At 70.7% G+C, this 26,899-nt stretch carries 23 protein-coding genes and 2 tRNA genes; 21 read left to right on the top strand and 4 right to left on the bottom strand.

What is annotated here, in order from left to right:
- Window positions 1-58: 58 nt before the first annotated feature.
- The 3 genes from IEZ19_RS15665 to IEZ19_RS15655 all read left to right on the top strand — a co-directional run bounded on the left by IEZ19_RS15665 (window position 59) and on the right by IEZ19_RS15655 (window position 4,897).
- Window positions 59-2,464 carry a HelD family protein gene (locus IEZ19_RS15665; protein WP_189311799.1) on the top strand — a complete coding sequence of 802 codons (2,406 nt, stop codon included), beginning with the start codon at window positions 59-61 and terminating at the stop codon, window positions 2,462-2,464.
- Between the two features lie 399 nt (window positions 2,465-2,863).
- Window positions 2,864-4,279, top strand: a complete 1,416-nt coding sequence (locus IEZ19_RS15660; RefSeq protein WP_189311798.1) for an NAD-dependent malic enzyme — start codon at window positions 2,864-2,866, stop codon at window positions 4,277-4,279.
- Window positions 4,280-4,615: 336 nt separating this feature from the next.
- Complete coding sequence (locus IEZ19_RS15655; RefSeq protein WP_121893988.1) at window positions 4,616-4,897, top strand: HU family DNA-binding protein; 282 nt, start codon at window positions 4,616-4,618, stop codon at window positions 4,895-4,897.
- 237 nt (window positions 4,898-5,134) lie between these two features.
- On the opposite strand, the gene murA is transcribed toward IEZ19_RS15655, so the two are convergent.
- Window positions 5,135-6,481 carry a UDP-N-acetylglucosamine 1-carboxyvinyltransferase gene (gene murA / locus IEZ19_RS15650; RefSeq protein WP_189311797.1) on the bottom strand — a complete coding sequence of 449 codons (1,347 nt, stop codon included), beginning with the start codon at window positions 6,479-6,481 and terminating at the stop codon, window positions 5,135-5,137.
- 305 nt (window positions 6,482-6,786) lie between these two features.
- On the opposite strand from murA, the gene IEZ19_RS15645 reads away from it, so the two are divergent.
- From IEZ19_RS15645 to IEZ19_RS15600, 11 genes are all read left to right on the top strand, one after another.
- Window positions 6,787-7,359 (top strand): YqgE/AlgH family protein, encoded by a 573-nt coding sequence (locus IEZ19_RS15645; protein ID WP_189311796.1) that lies wholly within the window; start codon window positions 6,787-6,789, stop codon window positions 7,357-7,359.
- A gap of 29 nt (window positions 7,360-7,388) precedes the next feature.
- Window positions 7,389-7,676, top strand: a complete 288-nt coding sequence (locus IEZ19_RS15640) for a DUF3039 domain-containing protein (protein ID WP_189311795.1) — start codon at window positions 7,389-7,391, stop codon at window positions 7,674-7,676.
- 225 nt (window positions 7,677-7,901) lie between these two features.
- A complete protein-coding gene (locus IEZ19_RS15635) occupies window positions 7,902-8,441 on the top strand; it encodes an extracellular solute-binding protein (RefSeq protein ID WP_268248634.1) in 540 nt (179 codons plus the stop codon).
- 5 nt (window positions 8,442-8,446) lie between these two features.
- Window positions 8,447-9,292: a carbohydrate ABC transporter permease gene (locus tag IEZ19_RS15630; RefSeq protein ID WP_189311794.1), complete on the top strand. Its 846-nt coding sequence runs from the start codon at window positions 8,447-8,449 to the stop codon at window positions 9,290-9,292.
- Window positions 9,293-9,296: 4 nt separating this feature from the next.
- Complete coding sequence (locus tag IEZ19_RS15625; protein ID WP_189311793.1) at window positions 9,297-10,916, top strand: beta-N-acetylhexosaminidase; 1,620 nt, start codon at window positions 9,297-9,299, stop codon at window positions 10,914-10,916.
- A gap of 243 nt (window positions 10,917-11,159) precedes the next feature.
- On the top strand, window positions 11,160-12,053 hold the full coding sequence (locus tag IEZ19_RS15620) for an FAD binding domain-containing protein (protein WP_189311792.1): 894 nt from the start codon (window positions 11,160-11,162) through the stop codon (window positions 12,051-12,053).
- Window positions 12,050-13,666 carry a 2Fe-2S iron-sulfur cluster-binding protein gene (locus IEZ19_RS15615; RefSeq protein ID WP_189311791.1) on the top strand — a complete coding sequence of 539 codons (1,617 nt, stop codon included), beginning with the start codon at window positions 12,050-12,052 and terminating at the stop codon, window positions 13,664-13,666. The genes IEZ19_RS15620 and IEZ19_RS15615 overlap by 4 nt, the downstream gene beginning before the upstream one ends.
- Window positions 13,663-15,963, top strand: coding sequence for a xanthine dehydrogenase family protein molybdopterin-binding subunit (locus IEZ19_RS15610; protein ID WP_189311790.1), 2,301 nt, complete (start codon window positions 13,663-13,665; stop codon window positions 15,961-15,963). Before IEZ19_RS15615 ends, IEZ19_RS15610 begins: the two co-directional genes overlap by 4 nt.
- A complete protein-coding gene (locus IEZ19_RS52590) occupies window positions 15,960-16,085 on the top strand; it encodes a hypothetical protein (RefSeq protein ID WP_268248633.1) in 126 nt (41 codons plus the stop codon). Before IEZ19_RS15610 ends, IEZ19_RS52590 begins: the two co-directional genes overlap by 4 nt.
- Before the next feature lie 247 nt (window positions 16,086-16,332).
- Complete coding sequence (locus tag IEZ19_RS15605) at window positions 16,333-17,493, top strand: SUKH-4 family immunity protein (RefSeq protein ID WP_189311789.1); 1,161 nt, start codon at window positions 16,333-16,335, stop codon at window positions 17,491-17,493.
- Window positions 17,494-18,027: 534 nt separating this feature from the next.
- A complete protein-coding gene (locus tag IEZ19_RS15600; RefSeq protein WP_189311788.1) occupies window positions 18,028-18,570 on the top strand; it encodes a hypothetical protein in 543 nt (180 codons plus the stop codon).
- 166 nt (window positions 18,571-18,736) lie between these two features.
- On the opposite strand, the gene IEZ19_RS15595 is transcribed toward IEZ19_RS15600, so the two are convergent.
- Window positions 18,737-18,808: transfer RNA gene (locus tag IEZ19_RS15595), tRNA-Cys, on the bottom strand.
- A gap of 21 nt (window positions 18,809-18,829) precedes the next feature.
- Window positions 18,830-18,927, bottom strand: a tRNA-OTHER gene (locus IEZ19_RS15590).
- 173 nt (window positions 18,928-19,100) lie between these two features.
- Here IEZ19_RS15590 and IEZ19_RS15585 point away from each other — a divergent pair.
- From IEZ19_RS15585 to IEZ19_RS15560, 6 genes are all read left to right on the top strand, one after another.
- A complete protein-coding gene (locus tag IEZ19_RS15585) occupies window positions 19,101-20,531 on the top strand; it encodes an MFS transporter (protein ID WP_189311787.1) in 1,431 nt (476 codons plus the stop codon).
- A 51-nt stretch (window positions 20,532-20,582) separates the two neighbouring features.
- The gene (locus IEZ19_RS15580) at window positions 20,583-20,783 is read left to right on the top strand and encodes a hypothetical protein (RefSeq protein ID WP_189311786.1); all 201 of its coding nucleotides are present in this window, start codon (window positions 20,583-20,585) and stop codon (window positions 20,781-20,783) included.
- The gene (locus tag IEZ19_RS15575; protein ID WP_189311785.1) at window positions 20,780-21,154 is read left to right on the top strand and encodes a type II toxin-antitoxin system death-on-curing family toxin; all 375 of its coding nucleotides are present in this window, start codon (window positions 20,780-20,782) and stop codon (window positions 21,152-21,154) included. The genes IEZ19_RS15580 and IEZ19_RS15575 overlap by 4 nt, the downstream gene beginning before the upstream one ends.
- A 142-nt stretch (window positions 21,155-21,296) precedes the next feature.
- The gene (locus tag IEZ19_RS15570) at window positions 21,297-23,102 is read left to right on the top strand and encodes a DEAD/DEAH box helicase (protein WP_189311784.1); all 1,806 of its coding nucleotides are present in this window, start codon (window positions 21,297-21,299) and stop codon (window positions 23,100-23,102) included.
- Window positions 23,103-23,380: 278 nt separating this feature from the next.
- Entirely contained in the window at window positions 23,381-24,025 is a 645-nt protein-coding gene (locus tag IEZ19_RS15565; protein WP_189311783.1) for an IclR family transcriptional regulator, read from the top strand.
- A 250-nt stretch (window positions 24,026-24,275) separates the two neighbouring features.
- On the top strand, window positions 24,276-25,067 hold the full coding sequence (locus tag IEZ19_RS15560; RefSeq protein WP_189311782.1) for a S16 family serine protease: 792 nt from the start codon (window positions 24,276-24,278) through the stop codon (window positions 25,065-25,067).
- 77 nt (window positions 25,068-25,144) lie between these two features.
- Here the strand turns inward: IEZ19_RS15560 and IEZ19_RS15555 are convergent, their stop codons facing one another.
- Window positions 25,145-25,627 (bottom strand): Lrp/AsnC family transcriptional regulator, encoded by a 483-nt coding sequence (locus tag IEZ19_RS15555; protein WP_189311781.1) that lies wholly within the window; start codon window positions 25,625-25,627, stop codon window positions 25,145-25,147.
- 121 nt (window positions 25,628-25,748) lie between these two features.
- Between IEZ19_RS15555 and hppD the strand changes: the two genes are divergently transcribed.
- Window positions 25,749-26,894, top strand: coding sequence for a 4-hydroxyphenylpyruvate dioxygenase (hppD, locus tag IEZ19_RS15550; RefSeq protein ID WP_189311780.1), 1,146 nt, complete (start codon window positions 25,749-25,751; stop codon window positions 26,892-26,894).
- Window positions 26,895-26,899 lie beyond the last annotated feature (5 nt).

The raw sequence follows: 26,899 nt of genomic DNA, 5'->3' as shown, positions 1-26,899 counted from the left end.
TCCGCGGGCCCCCTTCGCGTACGGTTGACGGCTGCCCAGCACGTCAGAAGGGGGCCCGGTGGCCGCTCAGGCTCAACAATCTGCGGTCGGCTCGGTTCACGTCCACGATTCCGTACGGGACCGAGAGATCAGCGTCGAACAGGAACACCTCGACCGGGTTTACCGGCGCCTCGAGGAGAAGATCCACGAGGCGGAGTTCCTCATGAACGACGCGGCCAAGCGCGGCCAGGTGGGTACGCCTGGCGCGCTGGCCGAGCGGGACGCGCAGGTCTTCCGGGCCGGGGTCCACCTCAATCGGCTCAACAACGAGTTCGAGGACTTCCTCTTCGGGCGGATCGACCTGCTGCTCGGCAAGGACGGCAAGAAGGGGCCGGACGGCGCCTACACCGCCGTCGAGCCGGCCGAGGGCGCCGTGCGCGACGACAACACCGCCGACATCGCCGAGACCCTGCACATCGGCCGCATCGGCGTCCTGGACCAGGACTACGCGCCGCTGGTCATCGACTGGCGCGCGCCCGCCGCGGCGCCGTTCTACCGGTCCACCCCGGTCGATCCGGGCCGGGTCGTCCGGCGCCGGGTCATCCGCTCCAAGGGGCGCCGCGTCCTCGGGGTCGAGGACGACCTGATGCGCCCCGAGCTGACCGCGTCCCTCGACGGCGACGAGCTGCCCGTCATCGGCGACGGTGCCCTGATGGCCGCGCTCGGCCAGGCCCGTACGCACACCATGCGGGACATCGTCGCGTCCATCCAGGCCGAGCAGGACCTGGTCATCCGAGCCCCGGCCGCCTCCGTGACGTACGTCGAGGGCGGTCCGGGCACCGGCAAGACGGCCGTGGCCCTGCACCGCGCCGCCTACCTGCTCTACCAGGACCGGCGGCGGTACGCGGGTGGGATCCTGATCGTCTCACCGACCCCGCTGCTCGTGGCGTACACCGAGGGCGTGCTGCCGTCCCTCGGCGAGGAGGGCCAGGTCGCCATCCGCGCGATCGGCTCACTCGTCGACGGCACGGAGGCCACGCTGTACGACTCCCCGTCGGTGGCCCGTGCGAAGGGCTCGTACCGCATGCTCAAGGTGCTGCGCAAGGCGGCGCGGGGGGCGCTGGAACTGGGACCGGGCGCAGGTACGCGGGCGGGTGCGGGTGCCGGGCACGTGGGCGCGGCAGCCGGTCAGCTCGCCTTCGGTGACGACGGCGACGCGCCGCCGCAGGCTCCCGTCGCTCCTCCCACCCGCCTCCGCGTCGTCGCCTTCGGGCGCCGGCTCGAGCTGGAGGCCGCCGAGCTGGAGCACATCCGGCGCAGTGCCCTCGGTGGTACCGCGCCCGTCAATCTGCTGCGGCCCCGTGCGCGCAAGCTGCTGCTGGACGCGCTGTGGGCGCAGTCCGGCGCCGCCGGGCGGCACTCCGATCCGGAGCTGGCCGCCGAGCTGCGGTCGTCGTTCGACGAGGACATCACCGCGGAGGACGCGTTCATCGATTTCCTCGACGCCTGGTGGCCTGAGCTGACCCCGCAGGCCGTGCTCGCGGCGATGGCCGACGAGCGGCGGCTCGGGCGCTGGGCCCGCCGGGTCCTGAACCCCGGCGAGGTGCGCAAGGTCGCCCGGTCGCTGCGGCGGGACAGGTACTCCGTGCACGACATCGCGATGCTCGACGAGCTCCAGGCCGTCCTCGGCGCCCCGGCCCGCCCCAGGAAGAAGCGCGACCTGGACCCGCTGGACCAGCTCACCGGCCTCGAGGAGCTGATGCCGGTCCGCGAGGAGTCGCAGCGCGAGCGGGCCGAGCGGCTGGCACAGGAGCGCACCGAGTACGCCCATGTCATCGTCGACGAGGCGCAGGACCTCACGCCGATGCAGTGGCGCATGGTCGGCCGCCGCGGCCGGCACGCCACGTGGACGGTCGTCGGCGACCCGGCCCAGTCCTCCTGGTCCGACCCGGACGAGGCGGCCGAGGCGCGGGACGAGGCCCTGGGCACGCGGCCCCGGCGCCGGTTCCGGCTCACCGTGAACTACCGCAACCCGGCCGAGATCGCCGAGCTGGCCGCCAAGGTGCTCGCCCTCGCCATGCCAGGGTCCGAGTCCCCGTCCGCCGTACGGTCCACCGGGATCCGGCCGCGTTTCGCCGCCGCAGGGGACTCGTTGGCGAAGAGCGTGCGTGCGGCGGCCGAGCGGCTGCTCGACCAGGTCGACGGCACGGTCGGCGTGGTCGTCGCTATGAACCGGCGCGCGGAGGCCGCGCGCTGGCTCGACGGGCTCGGCGACCGGGTGGTGGCGCTCGGCAGCCTGGAGGCGAAGGGCCTGGAGTACGACGCGACGGTCGTCGTCTCGCCCGCGGAGATCGCCGACGAGTCGCCTGCCGGCCTGCGGGTGCTGTACGTCGCCCTGACCCGGGCCACTCAGCAGCTGACGGTGGTGTCGGGCGAGCGGGACGAGCCGGACGCGGCCGGGGTGCCGGACCTGCTCAGGGACTGATGGGCGTGAGGGGGCGCATTGCTGCGAACCGGCGGTTTCCTGTGAACCCACCGGACGGGAATGGCCTTACGGGATCCGTTTGTTAGCCTAGGTGTGACACCGGCTCGATCCAAGCCCCCGGGCCCAACCTTAGTCGCTGCGAGCGACCACTTGCCGCGAGGCGAGCATGGCGGGTCGGTGTCATGAACGGAGGAGAGGCCCACGTCGTGTGTGACGTGGGCCTCTTTCTTCGTTCGAGCAGCTCTCGTATGGTGGAAACAGTTTTCCGATAGATGTACCTCTGTGTATCTGTGCGTGAACAAAACGTCCGCAATCCGATGCGGTTGGCACGTACTCGGGGGTAGGTGCGACGATCGGACGGCACAACTCGCGACACGGTGAAAGCAGAGGAAGTCGGCCATGGCAACGGCGCCCAGCGTCTCCTACTCGATGACCATCCGGTTGGAGGTGCCCGCGAGCGGAACCGCCGTCTCGCAGCTCACCACCGCCGTGGAGTCCTCCGGAGGCTCGGTGACCGGCCTCGACGTCACCGCGTCCGGCCATGAGAAGCTCCGCATCGACGTCACGATCGCGGCCACCTCGACCGCCCACGCCGACGAGATCGTGAGCAAGCTGCGCGGCATCGACGGCGTGACCCTGGGCAAGGTCTCGGACCGTACGTTCCTCATGCACCTCGGTGGCAAGATCGAGATGCAGTCCAAGCACCCCATCCGCAACCGTGACGACCTGTCCATGGTGTACACACCGGGTGTGGCCCGCGTCTGCATGGCGATCGCCGAGAACCCCGAGGACGCCCGCCGCCTGACCATCAAGCGCAATTCCGTTGCGGTCGTGACGGACGGCTCCGCCGTGCTGGGCCTCGGCAACATCGGTCCGAAGGCCGCGCTGCCGGTCATGGAGGGCAAGGCGGCCCTCTTCAAGCGGTTCGCCGGCATCGACGCCTGGCCGCTCTGCCTGGACACCCAGGACACCGACGCGATCGTCGAGATCGTCAAGGCGATCGCCCCCGGGTTCGCCGGCATCAACCTCGAGGACATCTCCGCGCCGCGCTGCTTCGAGATCGAGGCGCGGCTCCGTGAGGCCCTCGACATCCCCGTCTTCCACGACGACCAGCACGGCACGGCGATCGTCGTCCTCGCCGCCCTGAAGAACGCACTTCGCGTCACCGGCAAGGCAGTTGAGAGCATTCGCGTCGTGATGTCCGGCGCCGGCGCGGCCGGTACGGCCATCCTGAAGCTGCTCCTCGCCGCGGGCGTGAAGAACGCCGTCGTCGCCGACATCCACGGCGTCGTGCACGCCGGCCGCGAAGACCTGGTGGGCGCCGCAGCCGACTCGCCGCTGCGCTGGATCGCCGACAACACCAACCACGAGGGCCTGACCGGCACCCTGAAGGAGGCTGTGCGCGGCGCCGACGTCTTCATCGGCGTCTCGGCCCCGAACGTGCTCGACGGCGTCGACGTGGCCGCCATGGCCGAGGACGCCATCGTGTTCGCGCTCGCGAACCCCGACCCCGAGGTCGACCCGGCAATCGCCCGTCAGACGGCGGCGGTTGTGGCCACGGGCCGCTCCGACTTCCCCAACCAGATCAACAACGTGCTGGTCTTCCCGGGTGTCTTCCGGGGTCTCCTCGACGCACAGTCCCGGACCGTCAACACGGACATGATGCTCGCCGCCGCTCAGGCCCTGGCCGACGTGGTGACCGAGGACGAGCTGAACCCGAACTACATCGTTCCGAGCGTCTTCAACGACAAGGTCGCCGGAGCGGTCGCGGGCGCGGTGCGCGAGGCCGCGAAGGCGGTCGGGGCGGCGTCCTAGCCGTCGCGCGGAGTGCGGGGGCTGTGTGAGGATCGACACGGCGGCCCCCGTATCGGCGCGTCGTGGAACCGCGCGTCGTCGGGCGCCCTCTAGGGTGACGGCCAGGCTCAGGCCTTTCGTGTGACTCCCAAGGGTGTTCTCACGACTCCTGCGGGTGCCGGATTGGCTTTCCCGCCGCAGGTAGGGGCAGGATGCGTCCCTGGGCGCAAGGGTTCTACGGAGGACCCGGGTCCGGGAACTGTCCGAGGACCCTGGCAGCATCGGCTTGGCCGTGCCCATCATGCGGCTTCGCCGCGTGGCACGCCTCAACGGCAAGAAGAACACGGGAGTAACAAAATGAACCGCAGTGAGCTGGTGGCCGCGCTGGCCGACCGCGCCGAGGTGACCCGCAAGGACGCCGACGCCGTGCTGGCCGCGTTCGCCGAGGTTGTCGGCGACATCGTCTCCAAGGGCGACGAGAAGGTCACCATCCCCGGCTTCCTGACCTTCGAGCGCACCCACCGTGCCGCTCGCACCGCGCGCAACCCGCAGACCGGCGAGCCGATCAACATTCCGGCCGGCTACAGCGTGAAGGTTTCCGCGGGCTCGAAGCTGAAGGAATCGGCCAAGGGCAAGTAAGCGCTCCGCTTCGGGCGCCTGGGGCATCGAGCGCCGCGCGGCTTCAGCGCCGTGGGGCGCCGCGGGGCCTGAGCGCCGTGCGCAACTGCAGGTCCGCTTCGGCTGGTCGCGCAGTTCCCCGCGCCCCTTCGGGCGCCACCCTCTCGTAGCGGGGGAAAGTACCGCCTGCGAGGGCGTGAGAAACGTAGATGGGGCGGCCACCGGGACCGGTGGCCGCCCCATCTACGTACCGGCGTCTCAGCCGAGCGCCTTACCCGGCAGCTCCACCTTCGCTCCCAGCTCCACCAGCTTCTCCATGAAGTTCTCGTAGCCGCGGTTGATCAGTTCGATGCCGTGGACGCGGGACGTGCCCTGGGCCGCCAGGGCCGCGATCAGGTACGAGAAGCCGCCGCGCAGGTCGGGGATGACCAGGTCGGCGCCCTGCAGACGGGTGGGGCCGGAGACGACCGCCGAGTGCAGGAAGTTGCGCTGGCCGAAGCGGCAGTCGGAGCCGCCGAGGCACTCGCGGTAGAGCTGGATGTGTGCGCCCATCTGGTTGAGCGCCGAGGTGAAGCCGAGCCGGGACTCGTACACCGTCTCGTGGATGATCGACAGACCCGTGGCCTGGGTCAGCGCGACCACCAGCGGCTGCTGCCAGTCCGTCTGGAAGCCCGGGTGCACGTCCGTCTCCAGTGCGATGGACTTCAGCTGGCCGCCGGGGTGCCAGAAGCGGATGCCCTCGTCGTCGATCTCGAAGGCGCCGCCCACCTTCCGGTAGGTGTTGAGGAACGTCATCATCGAGCGCTGCTGCGCGCCGCGGACGTAGATGTTGCCCTCGGTCGCCAGCGCCGCCGACGCCCAGGACGCGGCCTCGAGGCGGTCGGGGAGGGCGCGGTGGGTGTAGCCGCCGAGCTTGTCCACACCGGTGATGCGGATCGTGCGGTCGGTGTCCATCGCGATGATCGCGCCCATCTTCTGCAGAACGCAGATCAGGTCCTCGATCTCCGGCTCGACGGCCGCGTTGGACAACTCCGTGACGCCCTCGGCGAGTACCGCCGTCAGCAGCACCTGCTCGGTCGCGCCGACGGACGGGTAGGGCAGCCGGATCTTCGTGCCCCGCAGCCCCTTCGGCGCCTCCAGGTACTGGCCGTCGGCCCGCTTCTCGATGCTCGCGCCGAACTGCCGCAGCACATCGAAGTGGAAGTCGATGGGCCGGCCGCCGATGTCGCAGCCGCCCAGGCCGGGGATGAACGCGTGCCCGAGCCGGTGCAGAAGAGGACCGCAGAACAGGATCGGGATACGGCTCGAACCCGCGTGGGCATCGATGTCAGCGACGTTCGCGCTCTCCACATGCGTGGGATCCAGCACCAGTTCGCCCGGCTCCTCGCCCGGACGCACCGTCACCCCGTGCAGCTGCAGCAGGCCGCGTACGACCCGGACATCACGGATGTCCGGTACGTTGCGCAGTCGACTCGGCGCACTGCCCAGCAGCGCGGCGACCATGGCCTTCGGTACGAGGTTCTTCGCACCCCGGACACGGATCTCGCCCTCCAGCGGGGTTCCGCCGTGGACAAGCAGTACGTCGTCAGAGCCGTTGACGGTCATGAATCTCGCGTTCCGTGGAGTCGGGCAGGGCCAGTGAGACAGAGTAATCGCCGTCGACCCCCCGTTCGTAAGACCAAGTGCGGCCCAGCTACGTCATAGCTGTGTCACAACACGAACCGTTCCCTGTCAGGCACATGGGGTCACTGCCCGCGCCGTGCGCCGGTATCACACCCTTGCGCCCGTCCGACTCCCACCACCGCCGTCAAACGTGGCCTTACCAGGCCGCCCGTCCGATTCGAGCTGCGTTCACCCGCGTACCCGCATTGGCTCCCCCATTCAAGGGAAGATGCGGGATCATGTCTGGCATGACCGAGGTGTCCTCGCTCACAGGGCGGTTGCTCGTGGCAACGCCCGCCCTGGCGGACCCGAACTTCGACCGTGCGGTGGTGCTCCTTCTCGACCACGACGAGGAGGGCTCCCTCGGTGTCGTCCTCAACCGTCCGACCCCGGTGGACGTGGGCGACATCCTGGAGGGCTGGGCCGACCTCACCGGCGAGCCCGGCGTGGTCTTCCAGGGCGGCCCGGTGTCACTCGACTCGGCGCTCGGCGTGGCGGTCATTCCCGGCGGTGCGAGCGGCGACCGCACCCCGGTCGGCTGGCGCCGGGTGCACGGCGCGATCGGCCTCGTGGATCTGGAGGCACCGCCCGAGCTGCTCGCCTCGGCCCTGGGCTCCCTGCGGATCTTCGCCGGATACGCCGGCTGGGGCCCCGGCCAGCTGGAGGACGAGCTGGTGGAGGGCGCCTGGTACGTCGTCGAGTCGGAACCCGGAGACGTCTCGTCGCCGTCCCCGGAGCGCCTGTGGCGGGAGGTGCTGCGCCGCCAGCGCAACGAACTGGCGATGGTGGCCACGTACCCGGACGACCCTTCGCTCAACTGATACCCGAGGGCTTCAGTACCCTTGGCGGTATGAGCACTCTCGAGCCCGAGCGCGGGACTGGTACGGGAACCCTCGTAGAGCCGACGCCACAGGTGTCCCACGGCGACGGCGATCACGAGCGCTTCGCCCACTACGTCCAGAAGGACAAGATCATGGCGAGCGCCCTCGACGGGACCCCCGTCGTGGCGCTCTGCGGCAAGGTGTGGGTGCCGGGCCGCGATCCGAAGAAGTACCCCGTGTGTCCCATGTGCAAGGAGATCTACGAATCCATGGGCAGCGGCGGCGGCGAGGGCAAGGACAAGGGCAAGGGCAAGTAACCCGCCCCCTCCCCACCCGGCCGAGACTCACAGGGCCCCCGGGCACGCTTTGACGTGCTCCGGGGGCCTTTGTCGTGATGTGCCGTTGCAGGGAGTGCGTCGGCCGGTCACAGAGTGGTCGAGACCTCTTGTCGGCATGTACATGCAGTTCATAACCTCCAGTGTGTTGTGCAGAGCGAAATCGTCATTGCGCATGTTGCAATGCACCCCTGGAGGGTCCACTCCATGAAACTGTCCGCTCGCCTGACACCCGCACTCCTGGCTGCCCTGGTCCTCACCGCCTGTGCCCCGCAGACCTCCTCCAACTCGGCCTCCGACAGGGACGACAAGAGCGGCACCCTGCGCGTGTGGCTCTTCCACGAGGTCGGCAACGACCCGAAGGCGAAGGTCGTCGACTCCGTCACCACCGCCTTCGAGAAGGCCCACAAGGGTGTGAAGGTCCACGTCGAGTACATCCCCGTCGAGACCCGCGCCCAGCGCGTCAAGGCCGCCTTCAACGACCCGGCGTCCGCGCCGGACGTCATGGAGTTCGGCAACACCGACACCGCCGGCTACGTCCACGACGACGGACTCCTCGACGTCACCGAGGACTTCGGTGACTGGAGCGAGGCCAAGGACACCGACCCCACCGCCCGCCGGTCGGTCACGGTCGACGGCAAGGCCTACGGCGCACCCCTCTACGTCGGCGTCGTGATGCTGCTGATCCTGCTCGCCGTGACGCTCGTGTATCTGAGGCTGCTGCGCCGGCAGGGGGAAGAGCTGTGAGCCTCGTGAATCTTGTGCGTGGCTTTCTGCGCCGCCCCGGGCGTACGGCGGCCGAGGCGACGGCCCTCGTGGTCGCCGTCGTGGTCGCCTTCCCGCTGTACTGGATGGTGCTGAGCGCCTTCAGACCGGTGGGCGAGATCGAGTCGGACACGCCCCGGCCATGGACCCTGACGCCCTCCCTGGCCTCCTTCCGACGGGTCTTCGGGCAGCAGGAATTCGGCCGTTACTTCCTCAACAGCGCGGTCGTCGCGTGCAGTGTCGTGGTCGTCTCGGCACTGATCGCGTTCCTCGCCGCGACCGCCGTGACGCGATTCCGCTTCCGCTTCCGGACCACCCTGCTGGTCATGTTTCTGGTGGCCCAGATGGTTCCCGTGGAGGCGCTCACGATCCCGTTGTTCTTCCTCATGCGGGACTTCGGCCAGTTGAACACGCTCGGTTCGCTGATCCTGCCCCACATCGCCTTCTCGCTGCCCTTCGCGATCTGGATGCTGCGGGGGTTCGTGAAAGCGGTGCCGGAGGCGCTGGAGGAGGCCGCGTACATCGACGGGGCGAGCCGTGCGCGATTCCTCTGGCAGATCCTTTTCCCGCTCGCCCTGCCCGGTCTGGTGGCGACGAGCGTGTTTTCCTTCATCTCGGCCTGGAACGACTTCCTGTTCGCCAAGTCGTTCATCATCAGCGACACCTCGCAGTCGATGCTGCCGATGGCCCTGCCGGTGTTCTACAAGCCGGACGAGCCGGACTGGGGCGGCGTGATGGCGGCGTCCACGGTGATGACGATTCCGGTGCCGGCCTTCTTCGTACTCGTACAGCGACGACTGGTCTCCGGGCTGGGCGGAGCGGTAAAGGACTGACGTGATGGATCTGATTCCGACACCCTGGGCCGTCGAGGGCCCCGTGCGTTGCTCGGTCCTGCTCGATCAGGACACCACCCTGTGGGCCGCTCCGGACACGGGCGGCACCGAACACTGGCTCCGGTCCACCGTCGGCGCGGCCCTCGGGCTGCCGCTGCGGGCGGGGCCCGAGGACGCCCGCAACTCCGTGCGGCTCTACCTGGACGGGACGCTGGAGCCGGAGGCGTACCGGCTCAGTGTCATCACCGACTGGGGCGTGGAGATCCGGGGCGGGGACCCGGCCGGAGTCTTCTGGGGCGCCCAGACGCTGCGCCAGTTGCTCGGCCCCGATGCCTTCCGGCGCGCCCCCGTGCGACACGGCGCCGTCCATGGAATCGCGCACCAGGTCGTCGAGGACGCCCCCCGATTCCCCTGGCGCGGGCTCATGCTCGACGTCGCCCGGCACTTCATGCCCAAGGAAGGCGTCCTGCGCTACCTGGACCTGATGGCCGCGCACAAACTCAATGTGCTGCACATCCATCTGACGGACGACCAGGGCTGGCGCGTCGAGATCCTGCGGTATCCGAAGCTCACCGAGACCGGATCCTGGCGGGCGCGGACGAAATTCGGTCACCGGGCCTCGCCGCTGTGGGAGGAGAAGCCGCACGGAGGCTTCTACACCCAGGACGACATCAGGGAGATCGTCGCCTACGCCGCCGCACGGCATATCACCGTCGTCCCCGAAATCGACGTACCGGGACACTCGCAGGCCGCCATCGCCGCGTATCCGGAACTCGGCAACACCGACGTCATCGACACCACCGCCCTCTCCGTCCTGGACACCTGGGGGATCTCTCCGAACGTACTAGCCCCCACCGACAACACCCTGCGCTTCTACGAAGGGGTCTTCGAGGAACTCCTGGAGCTGTTCCCCTCGGAGTTCATTCACGTCGGCGGCGACGAATGCCCCAAGGACCAGTGGGAGCGGTCGCCCACCGCGCAGGCGCGCATCAGGGAACTCGGGCTTGCGGGCGAGGACGAGTTGCAGTCCTGGTTCATCGGGCACTTCGACCAGTGGCTGACCGCGCGCGGGCGCAGGCTCATCGGCTGGGACGAGATCCTCGAGGGCGGGCTGGCCAAGGATGCCGCCGTGTCGTCCTGGCGCGGTTACGGCGGCGGGATCGCCGCCGCGCGGGCCGGGCACGACGTCGTCATGTGCCCCGAGCAGCACGTCTACCTGGACCACCGGCAGGCGGCCGGCGAGGACGAACCCGTGCCGATCGGGTTCGTGCGCACCCTGGAGGACGTCTACCGGTTCGAGCCGGTTCCACGGGAGTTGGACGAGGAGCAGGCACGCCATGTGCTGGGCACCCAGGCCAACGTGTGGACCGAGGTGATGGAGGACCACGCGCGCGTGGACTACCAGACGTTCCCCAGGCTGGCCGCGTTCGCCGAGGTCGCCTGGAGCCGGCTGCCCGCCCCCGAGGGACGGGACTTCGCCGGCTTCGAACAGCGGATGGCCGCCCACTACCGGCGACTTGACGCCCTGGGCGTCGCCTACCGCCCGCCCACCGGACCCCGCCCCTGGCAGCGGCGCCCCGGAGTGCTCGGCCGGCCGATCGACGGCCCGCCGCCCCACCGGTAGCCGCCTCGAACAGGTAAGGGAAAAAACTCCCGGAGATCACCGAAGAGAGTCAATCGGCGTGCACCGGTGATGCCGTACGAAATCAGAACATCTCGCTGGTGAGGGGGGCGAATGCCTCCTAGCGGACCCCCGCGTTCGGCACTTGCGAAGATGTGCCAGAGTTGCCACGTCCGCCCTGTCAGCACGTACCGTACGGCAGCAACAGGTGGGACCAGGTGGGGCAGCGGGAAGGGGCAGCCGGTTTTGACCACGCACGCACCGCAGGCGGCGCAGGCCGTCACGCTGCCCACGACGCTGGACGAGGCGGTGGCGGCACTCGCGGCCATGCCCACCGCCGTCCCGGTGGCGGGCGGCACCGACCTGATGGCCGCCGTCAACTCCGGACAGCTCAGGCCCGCCGCCCTGGTGGGCCTCGGCCGGATCAGCGAGATCCGCGGCTGGCAGTACCAGGACGGACACGCCCTCCTCGGCGCCGGTCTCACGCACGCGCGCATGGGCCGCCCCGACTTCGCGGCCCTGATCCCGGCGCTCGCCGCCGCCGCCCGCGCGGCCGGACCTCCGCACATCCGCAACGCGGGCACCCTCGGCGGCAACATCGCCTCGGCCTCGCCCACCGGGGACGCGCTCCCCGTGCTGGCCGCGCTGGAGGCGACGCTGATCATCGCGGGCCAGGAGGGAACGCGCCGCGAGATTCCGGTGTCGCACCTGCTGGCGGGCGTGGACATGTTGCGCGGCGGCGAACTCATCGGCTACGTGCGCGTGCCGCTGCTGCACGCCCCCCAGGTCTTCCTGAAGGCGACCGGACGTACCGGACCGGGCCGTGCGGTGGCTTCCGTGGCGCTCGTCCTCGACCCCGCCCGGCGTGGAGTGCGGTGCGCCGTCGGTGCCATAGCGCCGATGCCGCTCAGGCCCCTGGACGCCGAGCAGTGGGTCGCCCAGCTCATCGACTGGGACAACGACCGTGCGATCGTCCCCGAGGCGCTGAACGCCTTCGGGGAGTACGTCGCCGCGGCCTGCATCCCCGATCCGGCCCCGGAACCCGACGGCTCGGTGCCACAGCTGCCGCCTGCCGTACTGCACCTGCGGCGCACCGTCGCCGCGCTGGCCCGACGAGCACTGGGGAGGGCGCTGTCGTGACCGACGACCAGCACGGAGAGGGTGCGCCCCAGGGTGGCGGCCGCTGGGATCCGCTGCCCCAGGGCGAGTACGACGACGGCGCCACCGCGTTCGTGAAACTCCCCGAGGGCGGCATCGACGCCCTCCTCGCCGCGCCCGGCCACGGGTACGTGCCGCCCCCGATAACGGTGTCGCCCGAGACCGGCGCCGACACGGATCCGGCGTCGACAGGTGCCTGGACGATGCCGGCCGACGGCGGCCAGTGGCCCGACCCGAACGCCGCGCCCCAGGAGCCGGGCGCCGACGACCGGTTCACGTACAACCCCGCCACGACCCAGCAGTGGACCTACGAAGAGCCCGCGGTGCCCGCGGTGCCCGCCGCGCCGGCGACCGGTCACGACGTGACCGGTCAGTGGTCCATTCCCGTGGCGGGCGGTGACCTTCCGGACGAATCGGGCGAGTTCACCACGTCGTCCCTCGTCGAGCAGTGGGGCGGCACCCCTCCGGCGACCCTCCCCGGCGGTGCCACCGCGCCCTGGGCGACCGAGAGCGCGGGACAGTCCTGGGACGCGCAGCCGACGGCGCCCGCGCCCGCCGAGGAGCACCCGGCGGACCCCGCGCGGGACGCCGTACCGGAGAACGTCGCGCCGACCGGGGCGTACCCGGACAGCCCGCAGTCGTACGGCGCGGGCGTCCCGCGCGCGGACGACCGGGACGCGCCGGACGCGCAACGGTTCACCGAGGAGGCCGACGGGGCCCCCGAGCCGGCGGGTCCGGCCGAGGCCGCCGGGAGTGCGCATGGTGCCCCTGAGCCCCCTGAAGGGCCCGAGGACGCCTCCGCCGGGCCGGAGACGACCGACGATGCCGACGACGCTCCGGAAGGCGCCGAGGCGGCCACCACGGGCGACGACTCCGGGAGTTCGGCCGAACCGTCCGCGGCCTTGCACGACGACCATCCCCTCGCCTCCTACGTGCTGCGCGTCAACGGCGCCGACCGTCCCGTCAGCGACGCCTGGATCGGCGAGTCGCTGCTCTACGTGCTGCGCGAGCGGCTCGGCCTCGCGGGCGCCAAGGACGGCTGTTCGCAGGGCGAGTGCGGGGCCTGCAACGTCCAGGTCGACGGCCGGCTCGTCGCCTCCTGCCTGGTGCCCGCCGTCACCGCGGCCGGCAGCGAGGTCCGCACTGTCGAGGGCCTCGCGGCCGACGGGCAGTCCTCGGACGTGCAGCGGGCGCTCGCCCGGTGCGGCGCCGTGCAGTGCGGTTTCTGCGTGCCCGGCATGGCGATGACCGTGCACGACCTGCTCGAGGGCAACCCGGCGCCGACCGAACTGGAGACCCGCCAGGCCCTGTGCGGCAACCTGTGCCGCTGCACCGGCTACCGGGGCGTCCTGGACGCCGTCCAGGAGGTCGTCGCCGAACGCGAGGCGCACGCCGCCGCGGAGGCCGAGTCGGACGCCGACGAGGCACGTATCCCGCACCAGGCGGGCCCGGGCGCCGGCGGTGTCCACCCCTCGGCGTTCGAGGCGTCCGGGCCGCCGCCGGTCCGGAACGACCAGGTGCCCGACCAGTCCTACGGTCAGGACCCGTCGTACGGGCAGGGTCAGTCGTACGGCCAGGACGGAGGCCAGGCGTGAGCAACGAGACCGCCACCGCGCCGGAGGCCGCCCCCGCCCCCGAACAGCTGCCGCACGGCCTCGGCGTCTCCCTGCCGCAGGCCGACTCGCGCGCCAAGACAGAGGGCACGTTCCCGTACGCGGCCGACCTGTGGGCCGAGGGCCTGCTGTGGGCGGCCGTCCTGCGCTCCCCGCACCCGCACGCGCGCATCGTCTCCATCGACACCACCCACGCGCGCGAGATGGCGGGCGTACGGGCCGTCGTCACGCACGAGGACGTGCCCGGCACCCCGCGCCACGGCCGCGGCACGGCCGACCGCCCGGTGTTCGCCTCCGAGGTCGTGCGCCACCACGGCGAGCCCATCGCCGCCGTCGCCGCCGACCACCCGGACACCGCGCGGATGGCCGCCGCCGCCGTCATCGTCGAGTACGAAGTACTCGACCCGGTGACCGACCCGGAGCAGTCCTTCGAGGCCGAACCCCTGCACCCCGACGGCAATCTGATCCGGCACATCCCGCTGCGCCACGGCGACCCGGACGCCTCCGGGGACATCGTCGTCGAGGGCCAGTACCGCATCGGCCGCCAGGACCCGGCCCCGATCGGCGCCGAGGCGGGCCTCGCCGTGCCGCGTCCCGACGGCGGCGTCGAGCTCTACACAGCGTCCACCGACCCGCACGCCGACCGCGACACCGCAGCGGCCTGCTACGGGCTGTCCCCCGATCAGGTGAAGATCGTCGTCACGGGTGTGCCCGGCGCCACCGCGGACCGCGAGGACCGGGGCTTCCAGCTCCCGCTCGGCCTGCTGGCCCTGAAGACCGGCTGCCCGGTGAAACTGACGGCCACGCGCGAGGAGTCCTTCCTCGGCCACGCCCACCGGCACCCCACCCTCCTGCGCTACCGCCACCACGCCGACGCCGAGGGCCGGCTGGTCAAGGTGGAGGCGCAGATCCTCCTCGACGCGGGCCCCTACGCCGACACCTCCGCCGAGGCCCTGGCCGCCGCCGTCTCCTTCGCCTGCGGTCCGTACGTCGTCCCGAACGCCTTCATCGAGGGCTGGGCCGTACGCACCAACAACCCGCCCTCCGGCCATGTGCGCGGTGAGGGCGCCATGCAGGTGTGTGCCGCCTACGAGGCGCAGATGGACAAGCTCGCCAAGAAGCTGGGCCTCGACCCGGCGGAGATCCGCCTGCGCAACGCGCTCGCCACCGGTGACGTCCTGCCGATCGGCCAGACGGTGACCTGTCCGGCACCGGTCGCCGAACTCCTGCAGGCCGTACGGGACTTCCCGCTCCCGGCCCTGCCCAAGGACACCCCCGAGGACGAGTGGCTGCTGCCCGGCGGCCCCGAGGGCGCGGGCGAACCGGGCGCGGTGCGCCGGGGCGTGGGCTACGGCCTCGGCATGGTGCACATGCTCGGCGCGGAGGGCGCCGACGAGGTCTCCACGGCGACCGTGAAGGTCCACGACGGCGTCGCGACCGTGCTCTGCGCGGCCGTCGAGACCGGCCAGGGCTTCACCACGCTCGCCCGGCAGATCGTCCAGGAGACCCTCGGCATCGACGAGGTCCACGTGGCCCCGGTCGACACCGACCAGCCCCCGGCCGGCCCGGGCTGCCGCGGCCGGCACACCTGGGTGTCGGGCGGCGCCGTGGAGCGCGCGGCGAAGATGGTCCGCACCCAGCTTCTGCAGCCCCTGGCGCACAAGTTCGGCATGTCCACCGAGCTGCTCCAGATCACCGACGGCAAGATCACGTCGTACGACGGCGTGCTGTCGACGACCGTGACGGAGGCGATGGACGGCAAGGAACTGTGGGCCACGGCCCAGTGCCGCCCGCATCCGACCGAGCCGCTCGACGACTCCGGCCAGGGCGACGCGTTCGTCGGGCTCGCGTTCTGCGCGGTCCGCGCGGTGGTGGACGTCGACATCGAACTGGGCTCGGTACGGGTCGTGGAGCTGGCCGTCGCCCAGGACGTGGGCCGCGTCCTCAACCCGGCGCAGCTCGCCGCGCGCATCGAGGCGGGCGTCACCCAGGGCGTCGGCATCGCGCTCACGGAGAACCTGCGCACCCCGCGCGGCCGGATCCGCCACCCCGACCTCACGGGCTACTCCCTCGCCACGGCCCTGGACGCGCCCGACATCCGGATCGTGAAGCTGGTCGAGGAGCGGGACGTCGTCGCCCCCTTCGGCGCCAAGTCGGTCAGCGCGGTGCCGGTGGTGACCTCCCCGGCGGCCGTCGCCTCCGCCGTACGGGCCGCGACGGGCCGCCCGGTCAACCGCCTCCCGATCCGTCCGCAGGCGGCGGTGGTGACGGGACAGTGAGCACACCGCAGGACCCGGACCGCTACGAACCGCCGCCGAGCGTCGGCAAGTTGCTGCTGTGGATCCTGCTGTTCGTGTTCGCCGCGGTCGTCGTCGTGCTGGGCGGCATCTACTTCACCTGAGACACGGGAACTGCGGGCGCGCCGCCTGGGACCGGGCCGGCCGGTAGTGATTGGGTCGGCCGCGGGGGAACGTGCGCCGGGCCTCGGGCGTCCTTGGTACGGGGGCGTTGTCAGTGGGGTGGCGTAGTGTTCCGGGAAGTGGGGAACCCGGTCGCTTCCGACGACGGACGGGACGACGACCGCACGTGGATCACGACGTGTCCACGCACCTGATGCACCGACGTACCACTGAAATCGCGGGGGAGCGATGAGCACGACCGACGCCGCAGTCGCGGCGATCACGCTGACCGAGGACGAACTCGGTGCGTACGTCACGCACGCGCCGACACGCGGACTGCTGACCGGGCCCGGACTGCCGGGCGACAGCGGCCTGTTGACGTTCACGGCGCTGCGCACGGCGGGACTGCGCACGCTCGCCGACGTAACCGAGGGACCCGCCCGGCTCGCCGAGGAGCTGCGGGACCGGCTGGTGATAGGGCAACTGCTGGCCCCCGCGGGCATGGAGGCCGAGTCCATCCTGCTCGACGGGAGCACGGGCGAGATCAGGACGACCTCGCTCCTCTTCCCGGCGGACAGCCGCCCGCTCGCCCCCTCGCTGGAAGTGCTGCTGCGGTTCGCCGCCGTCACGGAGGAACTGGCCGGTCTGCGCGGCCGGTTCGCCTCCTTCGCGGGGCAGTACGGCGCGAAGACGGTGGCCGAGGCGTCCCGCCGGCTCCTCGCGCTCTTCGAGGAGGGCACGGGCGGAGAGGTCCCGCCGTACTGGAAGGCGGCCGCGCTGATCCGTCCGCTGGCCCTGATCGCCGGCCCCGGCACGGACTCCGGACTCACCCTGGACCTGCCGGCCCGGCTCCTGGACCAGGAGTTCGGCCCCGGCCGGATGGTCCGCTTCGAGGAGATGGACTTCCCCGCCGCGCTCACGCACGAGCCGACTCGGCGCTTCCTGCGGGAGGCTGGGCTGCCGGAGGAAGCGCTCCTGTTCCACGTCGACACGGACGTGCCGCTGCCGACGCTGACGGAGTACTACACGGAGGAGCGCTCCGGCGAGTACGACCTGGACGACCTCCCCGCCCACGCGGACCGGCTGATACGCCTCGGCTACCTCGTCGAGGACAACAGCCTGGTGATCGACGGCTCGACGGGCGCGGTGCTGAACTTCAGCGAGCCCGAGGCTGCGCTGTACCCCCTCAACACGGACGTCTCCACGCTCGCCTTCACGCTCTGGCTTCTGCACCACGAGCACACGATCGACGAGCACCTGGGCAACGAGCTCACGACCGAGGCCTACGACCAGCTGGCCGCCACGATGATCCAGGTCCTGTCGACAATCGACCCGACGGGCCTCACGTCCGACGCGCCCTGGCACTACTGGACGGAACTGTTCCAGGACGAAGCGGGCGGCGTGCTCTGAAGCACACCGCCCGCACCTGAGGCCGTGGCGGGAATCGAACCCACGTACCTCGCCCTGCCCGGTGGCAGGTCGGGCCCTCGCATCCCGCGTCCGGGGCCGAAGGCGCACGTCAAGTGGCTGACGGATCGGTCCGACGCGATCTCGGTGCGGAGAATTGCATGTCTGTTCCGCTCTGTGTGTGCTCACCAGCGGTGATGTGCACCTCGCGGAGGACCTGGTGCAGGACACGCTGGGCCGGATGTATGCCAACTGACGCAAGATCGCGCAGGTGGACGACCCAGCGGCCTACACCCACACCGTCCTCGTACGGACCTACCTGTCCTACCGCCGTCGGCGGGGCGCGGCAACGGCCGCGCCCCGGAAGACCCGTCCAGATTTACGACTCCTTCATGGAGGTGGATCGGCGGTACGTTTGTGCCGCCATTTTGGGGAGGGCTGATGCCGTCGAGTGCAGATCTCGCCGCGTGGGTCGGTGCCGTGGGCACATGGGCAGCACTGGGAGCCGCCGTCTATGGAGCGCGCGCTGCATTTCACATGATCCGAGTCGAGCGCGATCGGGATCGCGAGCAGGAACGTCGGCGGCAAGCGGATCAGGCCTCCAGCGTGGCCGTCTGGGTCGGGCGACCATTTGGTCGCAACCGCTCGGGTGGTGGCAACCGCTCGGGCCTCTTGGTGACAAGTGTGGCTGTAAGCCGTGAGAGCTTCTTTCCCGACATCTACTTGGTGAACAGCTCTCGCCTACCCGTGTATGAGGTCAGAGTCTTCGTCTGGGTCGACTTCAGCGACCGCCCGATCCGCTGGCAGAATCGTGTCATCCTCCCGCCTACGCAAGAACCCATGATTGCCAGCGCGTACGTGGATGCGGCCCCCGACGCCGCGCCAGTCATGGAGCACATCGTCGGCGTCAGTATCGCCTTCCGCGATGCCGAGGGGACGCACTGGCAGCGCACGCGAGACGGGTCCCTCCGCGAGGTCGACACAGGTGATGCGAATCAGCGGACAGGAGTTGCCGACGGTGGCGGTTTCGTTCCGCCCCAGGACTTGGAGGACGTGGATCTTCCACGTCTCCAGGCCTGAGTCGATCGCCAAGTGCCCAACCAGACGACGACTCCTGGTGAGCGGAGCCCGGACCCGCACAGGTAGGGACTTGCTGTCGACTGAGACGGAAACCGAGACGGACGAGCGGAGGGGCGGCAGCCCAACAGGGCTGCCGCCCCTCCGTTTTGCCTGGTCAAGGCAGTAGAGGCCGTGGCGGGAATTGAACCCACGTACCTCGCTTTGCAGGCGAGTCCCTAAGCCACTCGGGCACACGGCCGTGTTCCATTTCGTATCTCCACGGCCGTGGCGGGAATTGAACCCACGTGCCTCCCCGCGAGCGGAGCTCGCTGATGGATGCGGCGCGGGCGAGTCCCTAAGCCACTCGGGCACACGGCCGTGTTGATGAGTTGACCGTAGGCGGCCGTGCGGGAGTGGCTCAAGGGAGCGGCGGGGGCTGCAACGGGACTGCCATGTTGCGTTCATGAAAGGGGGGTGTACGACCAAGGTCGCAGGCCGGGAGGGACCTGCGACAGGGGCCGACGCGGGTTGCGGGTCTTACGCTGGCCGACATGACCGCCCTTGAGCCGCGCGACACCGGAGTCGCGGAAGAACCCGTCGGCAGAGCTGACGACGGGGTGCTGGGGAGGGCGTACCGGGCGCTCAGCGTCGGGATCGTCTCCGTCGTCCTGCTGATCGCCTTCGAGGCGACCGCCGTGGGGACGGCGATGCCCGTCGCGGCCCGGGAACTGGACGGGGTCTCGCTGTACGCCTTCGCCTTCTCCGGGTACTTCACCACCAGCCTGTTCGGGATGGTGTTCTCGGGGCAGTGGTCCGACCGGCGCGGGCCGTTCGGACCGTTGACCGCGGGGATCGCCGCCTTCGCGGCGGGCCTGGTCGTGGCCGGCTCCGCGGGCGCGATGTGGGTATTCATCCTGGGCCGCGCCGTGCAGGGACTCGGCGGCGGGCTGGTGATCGTCGCGCTGTACGTCGTCGTCGGACGCGCCTATCCGGAGCGGTTGCGGCCGGCCATCATGGCGGCGTTCGCGGCCGGCTGGGTCGTACCGTCGATCGTCGGACCGCTGGCCGCCGGCGCGGTGACCGAGAACCTCGGCTGGCGTTGGGTGTTCCTCGGTATCCCGGTGCTCGTCGTGCTCCCGCTCGCGCTCGCGCTGCCGCAGATCCGGCGGCGGGCGGCCGGGCCCGTGGCGGAGGGGGCACCTGCCGCGTCCTTCGACCGGCGCCGCATCCGGCTCGCACTCGCGATCTCGGTCGGCGCGGGGCTGCTGCAGTACGCCGCGCAGGACCAGCGCTGGATCTCCCTCGTCCCCGGTGCCGCCGGCGCCGCGCTGCTCGGACCGGCGGTACTGGGCCTGCTGCCACGCGGGACGTACCGGGCGGCGCGGGGACTGCCCTCGGTCGTGCTGCTGCGCGGGGTGGCCGCGGGGTCGTTCGTCGCCGCGGAGTCGTTCGTGCCGCTGATGCTGGTGACGCAGCGGGGGCTGTCGCCGACGCTGGCCGGGTTCTCGCTGGCGGCGGGCGGCGGGACGTGGGCGCTGGGGTCGTGGGTGCAGGCGCGGGCGCGGGTCGAGCCGTACCGTGAGCGGTTGATGACCGTGGGGATGGTGCTGGTCGCGGCGGCCATCGTCACGGCGCCGAGTGTGCTCCTGCACGCCGTGCCGGTGTGGATCGTCGCGGTCGCCTGGGGCTTCGGCTGCTTCGGAATGGGCCTGGTGATCTCCTCCAGCAGTGTGCTGCTGCTCCAGCTCTCCGCTCCCGAGGAGGCCGGCGCCAACTCCGCCGCCTTCCAGATCTCGGACGCTCTCTCGAACGTGGTCCTCCTGGCGGCGACGGGCGCGGCGTTCGCGTCCCTGGGCGGCGGCAGCATGACGGCGCAGGCCGGCTCGGGCGCCCACCCGGCGGCCTTCGCCGCGGTGTTCCTGCCCATGGCGGGGGTGGCGCTGGTGGGGGCCTGGGTGACTACGCGGCTGCGGGGCCGCTGAGTCGCGACAAATCGGTCTCAGCGCCCCGAGGGCGTGGCCTGGGTTCTCCGCATGAACCAGCTGAGCCTGCGCCTGGACCCCGCCACTCACCAGGCCCTCGCCGACTCCGCGGACGCCCGGGGATGCCTGCCGGAGGAGGTGGCGGCGGAGGCCGTGCGCCGGTATCTGCGTGAGGAGGGGTTGGCCGTACGGGCCGTCGCCGAGCGGATCGCGCGGGACCACGCCGAGTTGCTGAGGAGGCTGGGCGAATGACGCGTCACCTCACAGTCGCGGAGGTCACCGCCCTCGCGGAGGTCGCCTTCCGCGATACGGCGCCCGAGACCCGGGAGCCGGGGCTGCTCGCCCCGGCCGTGCACCGGCCCCGTGCACGGATGTTCGGTACGGCGGCCTACGGCGACCTGTATGAGCAGGCCGCCGCGCTGCTGCATGCCCTCGCCGCCAACCACCCCCTCGTCGACGGCGACAAGCGCACCGCCTGGCCGGCGACCGCCACCTTCCTCGCTCTCAACGGTGTCGGTCTCGTCGGTGTCGATCAGGAGGCGGCGTACCGGCTGGTCATCGACGTGGCCTCCGGGGGCGAGAGCGATGTCGCGGTGATCGCGGGGCGGCTGCGGCGGTTGTGACGTGGGTCCCACCCGTGGGCGTCCCGGCCTTGTTCGCGCGTCGACGGCATCCGGCCGCCGGTAGGGTGGCCCGGTTGTCATACGTAGCCGATAGCCGACGTAGCCGATAGCCGAGCCGTCCTACCCCCGATCAACGGAGACCGTGACTACCGCCGCCGCCAGCTCCAGTTCGTCCCACTCCCACCACCTGTCGCCCGCCTTCCCCGGCCGCGCCCCCTGGGGTACCGCCAGCAAGCTGCGTGCCTGGCAGCAGGGGGCGATGGAGAAGTACATCCAGGAGCAGCCGCGTGACTTCCTCGCCGTCGCCACGCCCGGCGCCGGCAAGACGACCTTCGCGCTGACGCTCGCCTCCTGGCTGCTGCACCACCACGTCGTGCAGCAGGTGACCGTGGTCGCGCCGACCGAGCACCTGAAGAAGCAGTGGGCGGAGGCGGCCGCGCGGATAGGGATCAAGCTGGATCCCGAGTACAGCGCCGGGCCGCTCGGCAAGGACTACGACGGCGTCGCCGTGACGTACGCCGGTGTCGGCGTCCGCCCCATGCTGCACCGCAACCGCGTCGAGCAGCGCAAGACCCTCGTCATCCTCGACGAGATCCACCACGCCGGTGACTCCAAGTCCTGGGGCGAGGCCTGCCTCGAGGCCTTCGACCCGGCGACGCGACGGCTCGCGCTCACCGGTACACCGTTCCGGTCCGACACCAACCCCATCCCCTTCGTGGTGTACGAGGAGGACAACGCCGGCATCCGGCGCTCCGCCGCCGACTACACGTACGGTTACGGCTCCGCGCTGTCCGACGGGGTCGTGCGCCCGGTCATCTTTCTGAGTTACAGCGGCAACATGCGCTGGCGTACCAAGGCCGGGGACGAGATCGCCGCCCGGCTCGGCGAGCCCATGACCAAGGACGCCGTCAGTCAGGCCTGGCGTACGGCCCTGGACCCGCGCGGCGACTGGATGCCCAGCGTGCTGCGCGCGGCCGACCAGCGGCTGACCGAGGTCAGGAAGGGCATCCCGGACGCCGGCGCGCTCGTCATCGCCTCCGACCAGGACTCGGCGCGCGCCTATGCCAAGCTGATCCGCGAGATCACCGGCACCAAGGCCACGCTCGTCCTGTCCGACGACGCAGGCGCCTCGAAGCGGATCGATGACTTCAGCGAGAGCGACGACCGGTGGATGGTCGCCGTCCGCATGGTGTCCGAGGGCGTCGACGTGCCCCGGCTCGCGGTCGGGGTGTACGCCACCACCATCTCCACGCCGTTGTTCTTCGCGCAGGCCGTCGGCCGTTTCGTACGGTCCCGGCGGCGCGGCGAGACCGCCTCCGTCTTCCTGCCGACCATCCCGGACCTGCTCACCTTCGCCAACGAGATGGAGGTGGAGCGCGACCACGCCCTCGACAAGCCGAAGAAGGAGGGCGAGGAGGACCCGTACGCCGAGTCCGAGAAGGAGATGGAGGAGGCGAACAAGGAGCAGGACGAGGACACCGGCGAGCAGGACATGCTGCCGTTCGAGGCGCTGGAGTCCGACGCCGTCTTCGACCGGGTCCTGTACGACGGCGCCGAGTTCGGCATGCAGGCCCACCCGGGCAGCGAGGAGGAACAGGACTACCTCGGCATTCCGGGACTTCTCGAACCCGATCAGGTGCAGCTGCTGCTGCAGAAGCGGCAGGCGCGGCAGATCGCGCACAGCCGCAAGAAGCCGGACACCGAGGCCGATCTGCTCGAACTGCCCGCCGAGCGGCGGCCGGTGGTCAGCCACAAGGAGATGATGGAGCTGCGCAAGCGGCTCAACACGTTGGTCGGCGCGTACGTCCACCAGAGCGGCAAGCCGCACGGCGTGATCCACACCGAGCTGCGCCGCGTGTGCGGCGGACCGCCGAGCGCGGAGGCGACGGCGGGACAGCTGCGGCAGCGGATCGCCAAGGTGCAGGAGTGGGCCACCCGGATGAGGTGATCCCAGAGTGCGTATCCGGACGAATGCAGGCAGTCGGTAACCGCTCTTGACCGGATTCTGGACGGAGACTTCCGCTCAGCGAACCGGTTTCGCTACTGTCCCGCTACGCACACGCCCCGTGGCAGCGCCGCCGCGGAGCGCAGCCGTGAAGCGACTGGGTCCGGGAGAACTCGGGCCGTCATCGATCGGCGGCCTCTGTTTTGCGTCGCTGACGGGACTCGGTGACGTGACCCTCGAGCGGGGGCCCGCCGACCTCACCACTTGGAGGAGTGGGCGTCGTGACCGCGGAGACCTCTCAGACGCTCGACCGGGGACTGCGCGTCCTCAAGCTGCTGGCCGACACGGACCACGGGCTGACCGTCACCGAGCTTTCCACCAAACTGGGCGTGAACCGGACCGTTGTGTACCGATTGCTGGCGACCCTGGAACAGCATGCGCTCGTACGGCGTGATCTGGGCGGGCGTGCCCGGGTCGGACTGGGTGTGCTGCGGCTGGGCCGGCAGGTGCATCCGCTGGTACGGGAGGCGGCGTTGCCCGCGTTGCGATCGCTGGCCGAGGACATCGGGGCGACGGCGCATCTCACGCTGGTGGACGGTACGGAGGCGCTGGCCGTCGCCGTGGTCGAGCCGTCGTGGACGGACTATCACGTGGCCTATCGGGCGGGGTTCCGGCATCCGCTGGACCGGGGGGCCGCGGGGCGGGCGATTCTGTCGGCCCGTCAGGCGCCGCCGCTCGCGGACCCCGGGTACACCTTGACGCATGGGGAGTTGGAGGCGGGGGCGAGTGGGGCGGCGGCTGCGTTGCTGGGGGTCACGGGGCTCGAGGGGAGCGTGGGGGTCGTGATGCTGGCGGATGCGGTGCCGGAACGGGTGGGGCCGAGGGTTGTCGAGGCGGCGCGGGAGGTTGCGGAAGCGTTGCGCTAGCCGCGGGAGGTTGTGGGGCGGTTCGTCGCCGGGTGCCCGGGGTTCTGCTGTGGGGGTGGGCCCCGCAACCCGGCGCTTGCGCGGTGCCTCCCCCACTCTCGGCTTCGCTCGAGCGGGGCGACCCCATCGCCCACCCGTGCTGCCTGGGGGTCCCCCGGCCCTTGAGGCACTGGGGAGGCACGACTGCCCGCAGCCAGGGCGGCATGCGACCGGCCGCAGTCCGCGACCGCTGTCACGTTAAATTGATTACGTGTTCTCTCGTCTCTCGCGTTTTCAGGCCGTTGCCGTCTGCGGTGTGCCCGTTGTGGCGTTGATCGCTACGGCCGTCTTCGCGCCGTTGCCGTTCTCCGTGGCGCAGCCCGGGATGACGGCGAACGTGCTCGGGAAGAACAGGGGCGCGCAGGTGATCACCATTTCCGGGGCGCCCATCCGGGACACGAGCGGGCAGCTGCGGATGACGACCATCGAGGCGACCGGGCCGGACGCCCGGATCTCGCTGGGCGACGTGATCGACAACTGGTTCCGTACGGACCGGGCGGTCATGCCGCGCGACGCGGTCTATCCGAGCGGCGGCAACATCAAGGAGATCGAGCAGCACAACGCCGAGCAGATGCAGCAGTCCCAGGACGCCGCCACCGAGGCAGCGCTGAGGTATCTGCGGCTCGGCGACAAGAACGTGAAGGTCACGCTGAAGCTCGCCGACGTCGGTGGCCCCAGCGCGGGCCTGCTCTTCTCGCTCGGGATCGTCGACAAACTGGACGGCGACGGCAGCGGCGGTGATCTCACGGGTGGCCGGAACATCGCCGGCACCGGCACCATCGACACCGACGGGAAGGTCGGCGCGGTCGGGGGCGTGGCCCTGAAGACGCAGGCCGCGCGGCGGGACGGCGCGACCGTGTTCCTGGTGCCGAGGGCCGAGTGCGGCGACGCGAAGTCACAGCTGCCGAAGGGCCTGCGGCTGGTGCCGGTGACGACACTGCAGGGCGCGGTGGACTCCCTGGCGGCCCTGGAGAAGGGGAAGGGCTCCGTACCGAGCTGCTGACCCGCGAGCGCCGGCCGCGCCGCCGCGGCGAGCCGGGGCGTGAGCCGGGGCGATGCGCGTTCACCCCGGCCACAGCACTAGGTGCCTTCCCCGCTGTCCTCCGCCGCCTGCTCCACCAGCGGGATGATCCGCAGCGGAACGGGGTTCTCCATGACGATCGCCGTGGAGGCCCGGACGATGCCGTCGAAGCCGACGACCCGGTCGATCACCCGCTGGAGATCGGCGTTGGAGCGGGCCACCAGGCGGCACAGCATGTCCCCGGTGCCGGTGGTGGTGTGCAGTTCGAGAACCTCCGGCACCGTCGACAAGTGCGCGCGGACGTCAGGTCCCTGACCCTGCCGGATCTGGAGCGTGGCGAAGGCCGTGACCGGATAGCCGAGGGCCGCCGGATCCACCTGGGGCCCGAATCCGCGGATCACTCCGTTCGACTGGAGCCGGTCGAGCCGCGCCTGCACCGTGCCCCGGGCCACCCCCAGCCGTCGTGACATCTCGAGCACGCCGATCCGCGGCTCGCGCGCCAGCAGCACGATGATGCTCCCGTCCAGATGATCGATCGCCACTCCGCCTCCCGGGAGGTCACCCTGTACAGAAAGCCCGCTGATACGGCCATACTGCTGAACACATTGCCCAGCAAACACGGGAACTATTGCGCACTTTTCATAGCCGAGTCACGCTTCAGCCATGACGCAGACCACACAGCACACTCCCGACACCGCACGGCAGGCCGACCCCTTCCCGGTCAAGGGAATGGACGCGGTCGTCTTCGCCGTGGGCAACGCCAAGCAGGCCGCGCACTACTACTCCACCGCCTTCGGCATGAAGCTGGTCGCCTACTCCGGACCGGAGAACGGCAGCCGTGAGACCGCGAGCTACGTCCTCGAGAACGGCTCCGCCCGCTTCGTGTTCACCTCGGTCATCAAGCCCGCCACCGACTGGGGCCGCTTCCTCGCCGAGCATGTGGCGGCTCACGGCGACGGCGTCATCGACCTGGCCATCGAGGTACCGGACGCGCGCGCCGCGTACGCCTACGCGATCGAGCACGGCGCCCGCTCGGTCGCCGAGCCGTACGAGCTGAAGGACGAGCACGGCACCGTCGTCCTCGCCGCCATCGCCACCTACGGCGAGACCCGCCACACCCTCGTCGAGCGCTCCGGTTACGACGGCCCCTACCTGCCCGGCTACGTCGCCGCGAAGCCGATCGTCGAGCCGCCCGCCGAGCGCACCTTCCAGGCCGTCGACCACTGCGTCGGCAACGTGGAACTCGGCCGGATGAACGAGTGGGTCGGCTTCTACAACAAGGTCATGGGCTTCACGAACATGAAGGAGTTCGTGGGCGACGACATCGCGACCGAGTACAGCGCCCTGATGTCCAAGGTCGTCGCCGACGGCACGCTCAAGGTCAAGTTCCCGATCAACGAGCCCGCCGTCGCCAAGAAGAAGTCTCAGATCGACGAGTACCTGGAGTTCTACGGCGGCGCCGGCGTCCAGCACATCGCCCTGAACACCAACGACATCGTGCGGACCGTACGCACCATGCGTGCGGCCGGTGTCGAGTTCCTCGACACCCCCGGCTCGTACTACGACACCCTCGGCGAGTGGGTCGGCGACACCCGCGTGCCCGTCGACACCCTGCGCGAGCTGAAGATCCTCGCAGACCGTGACGAGGACGGCTACCTGCTGCAGATCTTCACCAAGCCGGTCCAGGACCGCCCGACCGTGTTCTTCGAGATCATCGAGCGGCACGGCTCCATGGGCTTCGGCAAGGGCAACTTCAAGGCCCTGTTCGAGGCGATCGAGCGCGAGCAGGAACGGCGCGGCAACCTCTGATCTGG

This window comes from Streptomyces brasiliensis (assembly GCF_014647875.1).
Taxonomy (GTDB): Bacteria; Actinomycetota; Actinomycetes; order Streptomycetales; family Streptomycetaceae; genus Streptomyces; species Streptomyces brasiliensis.
This window is presented reverse-complemented; position numbering and strand designations above follow the sequence as displayed.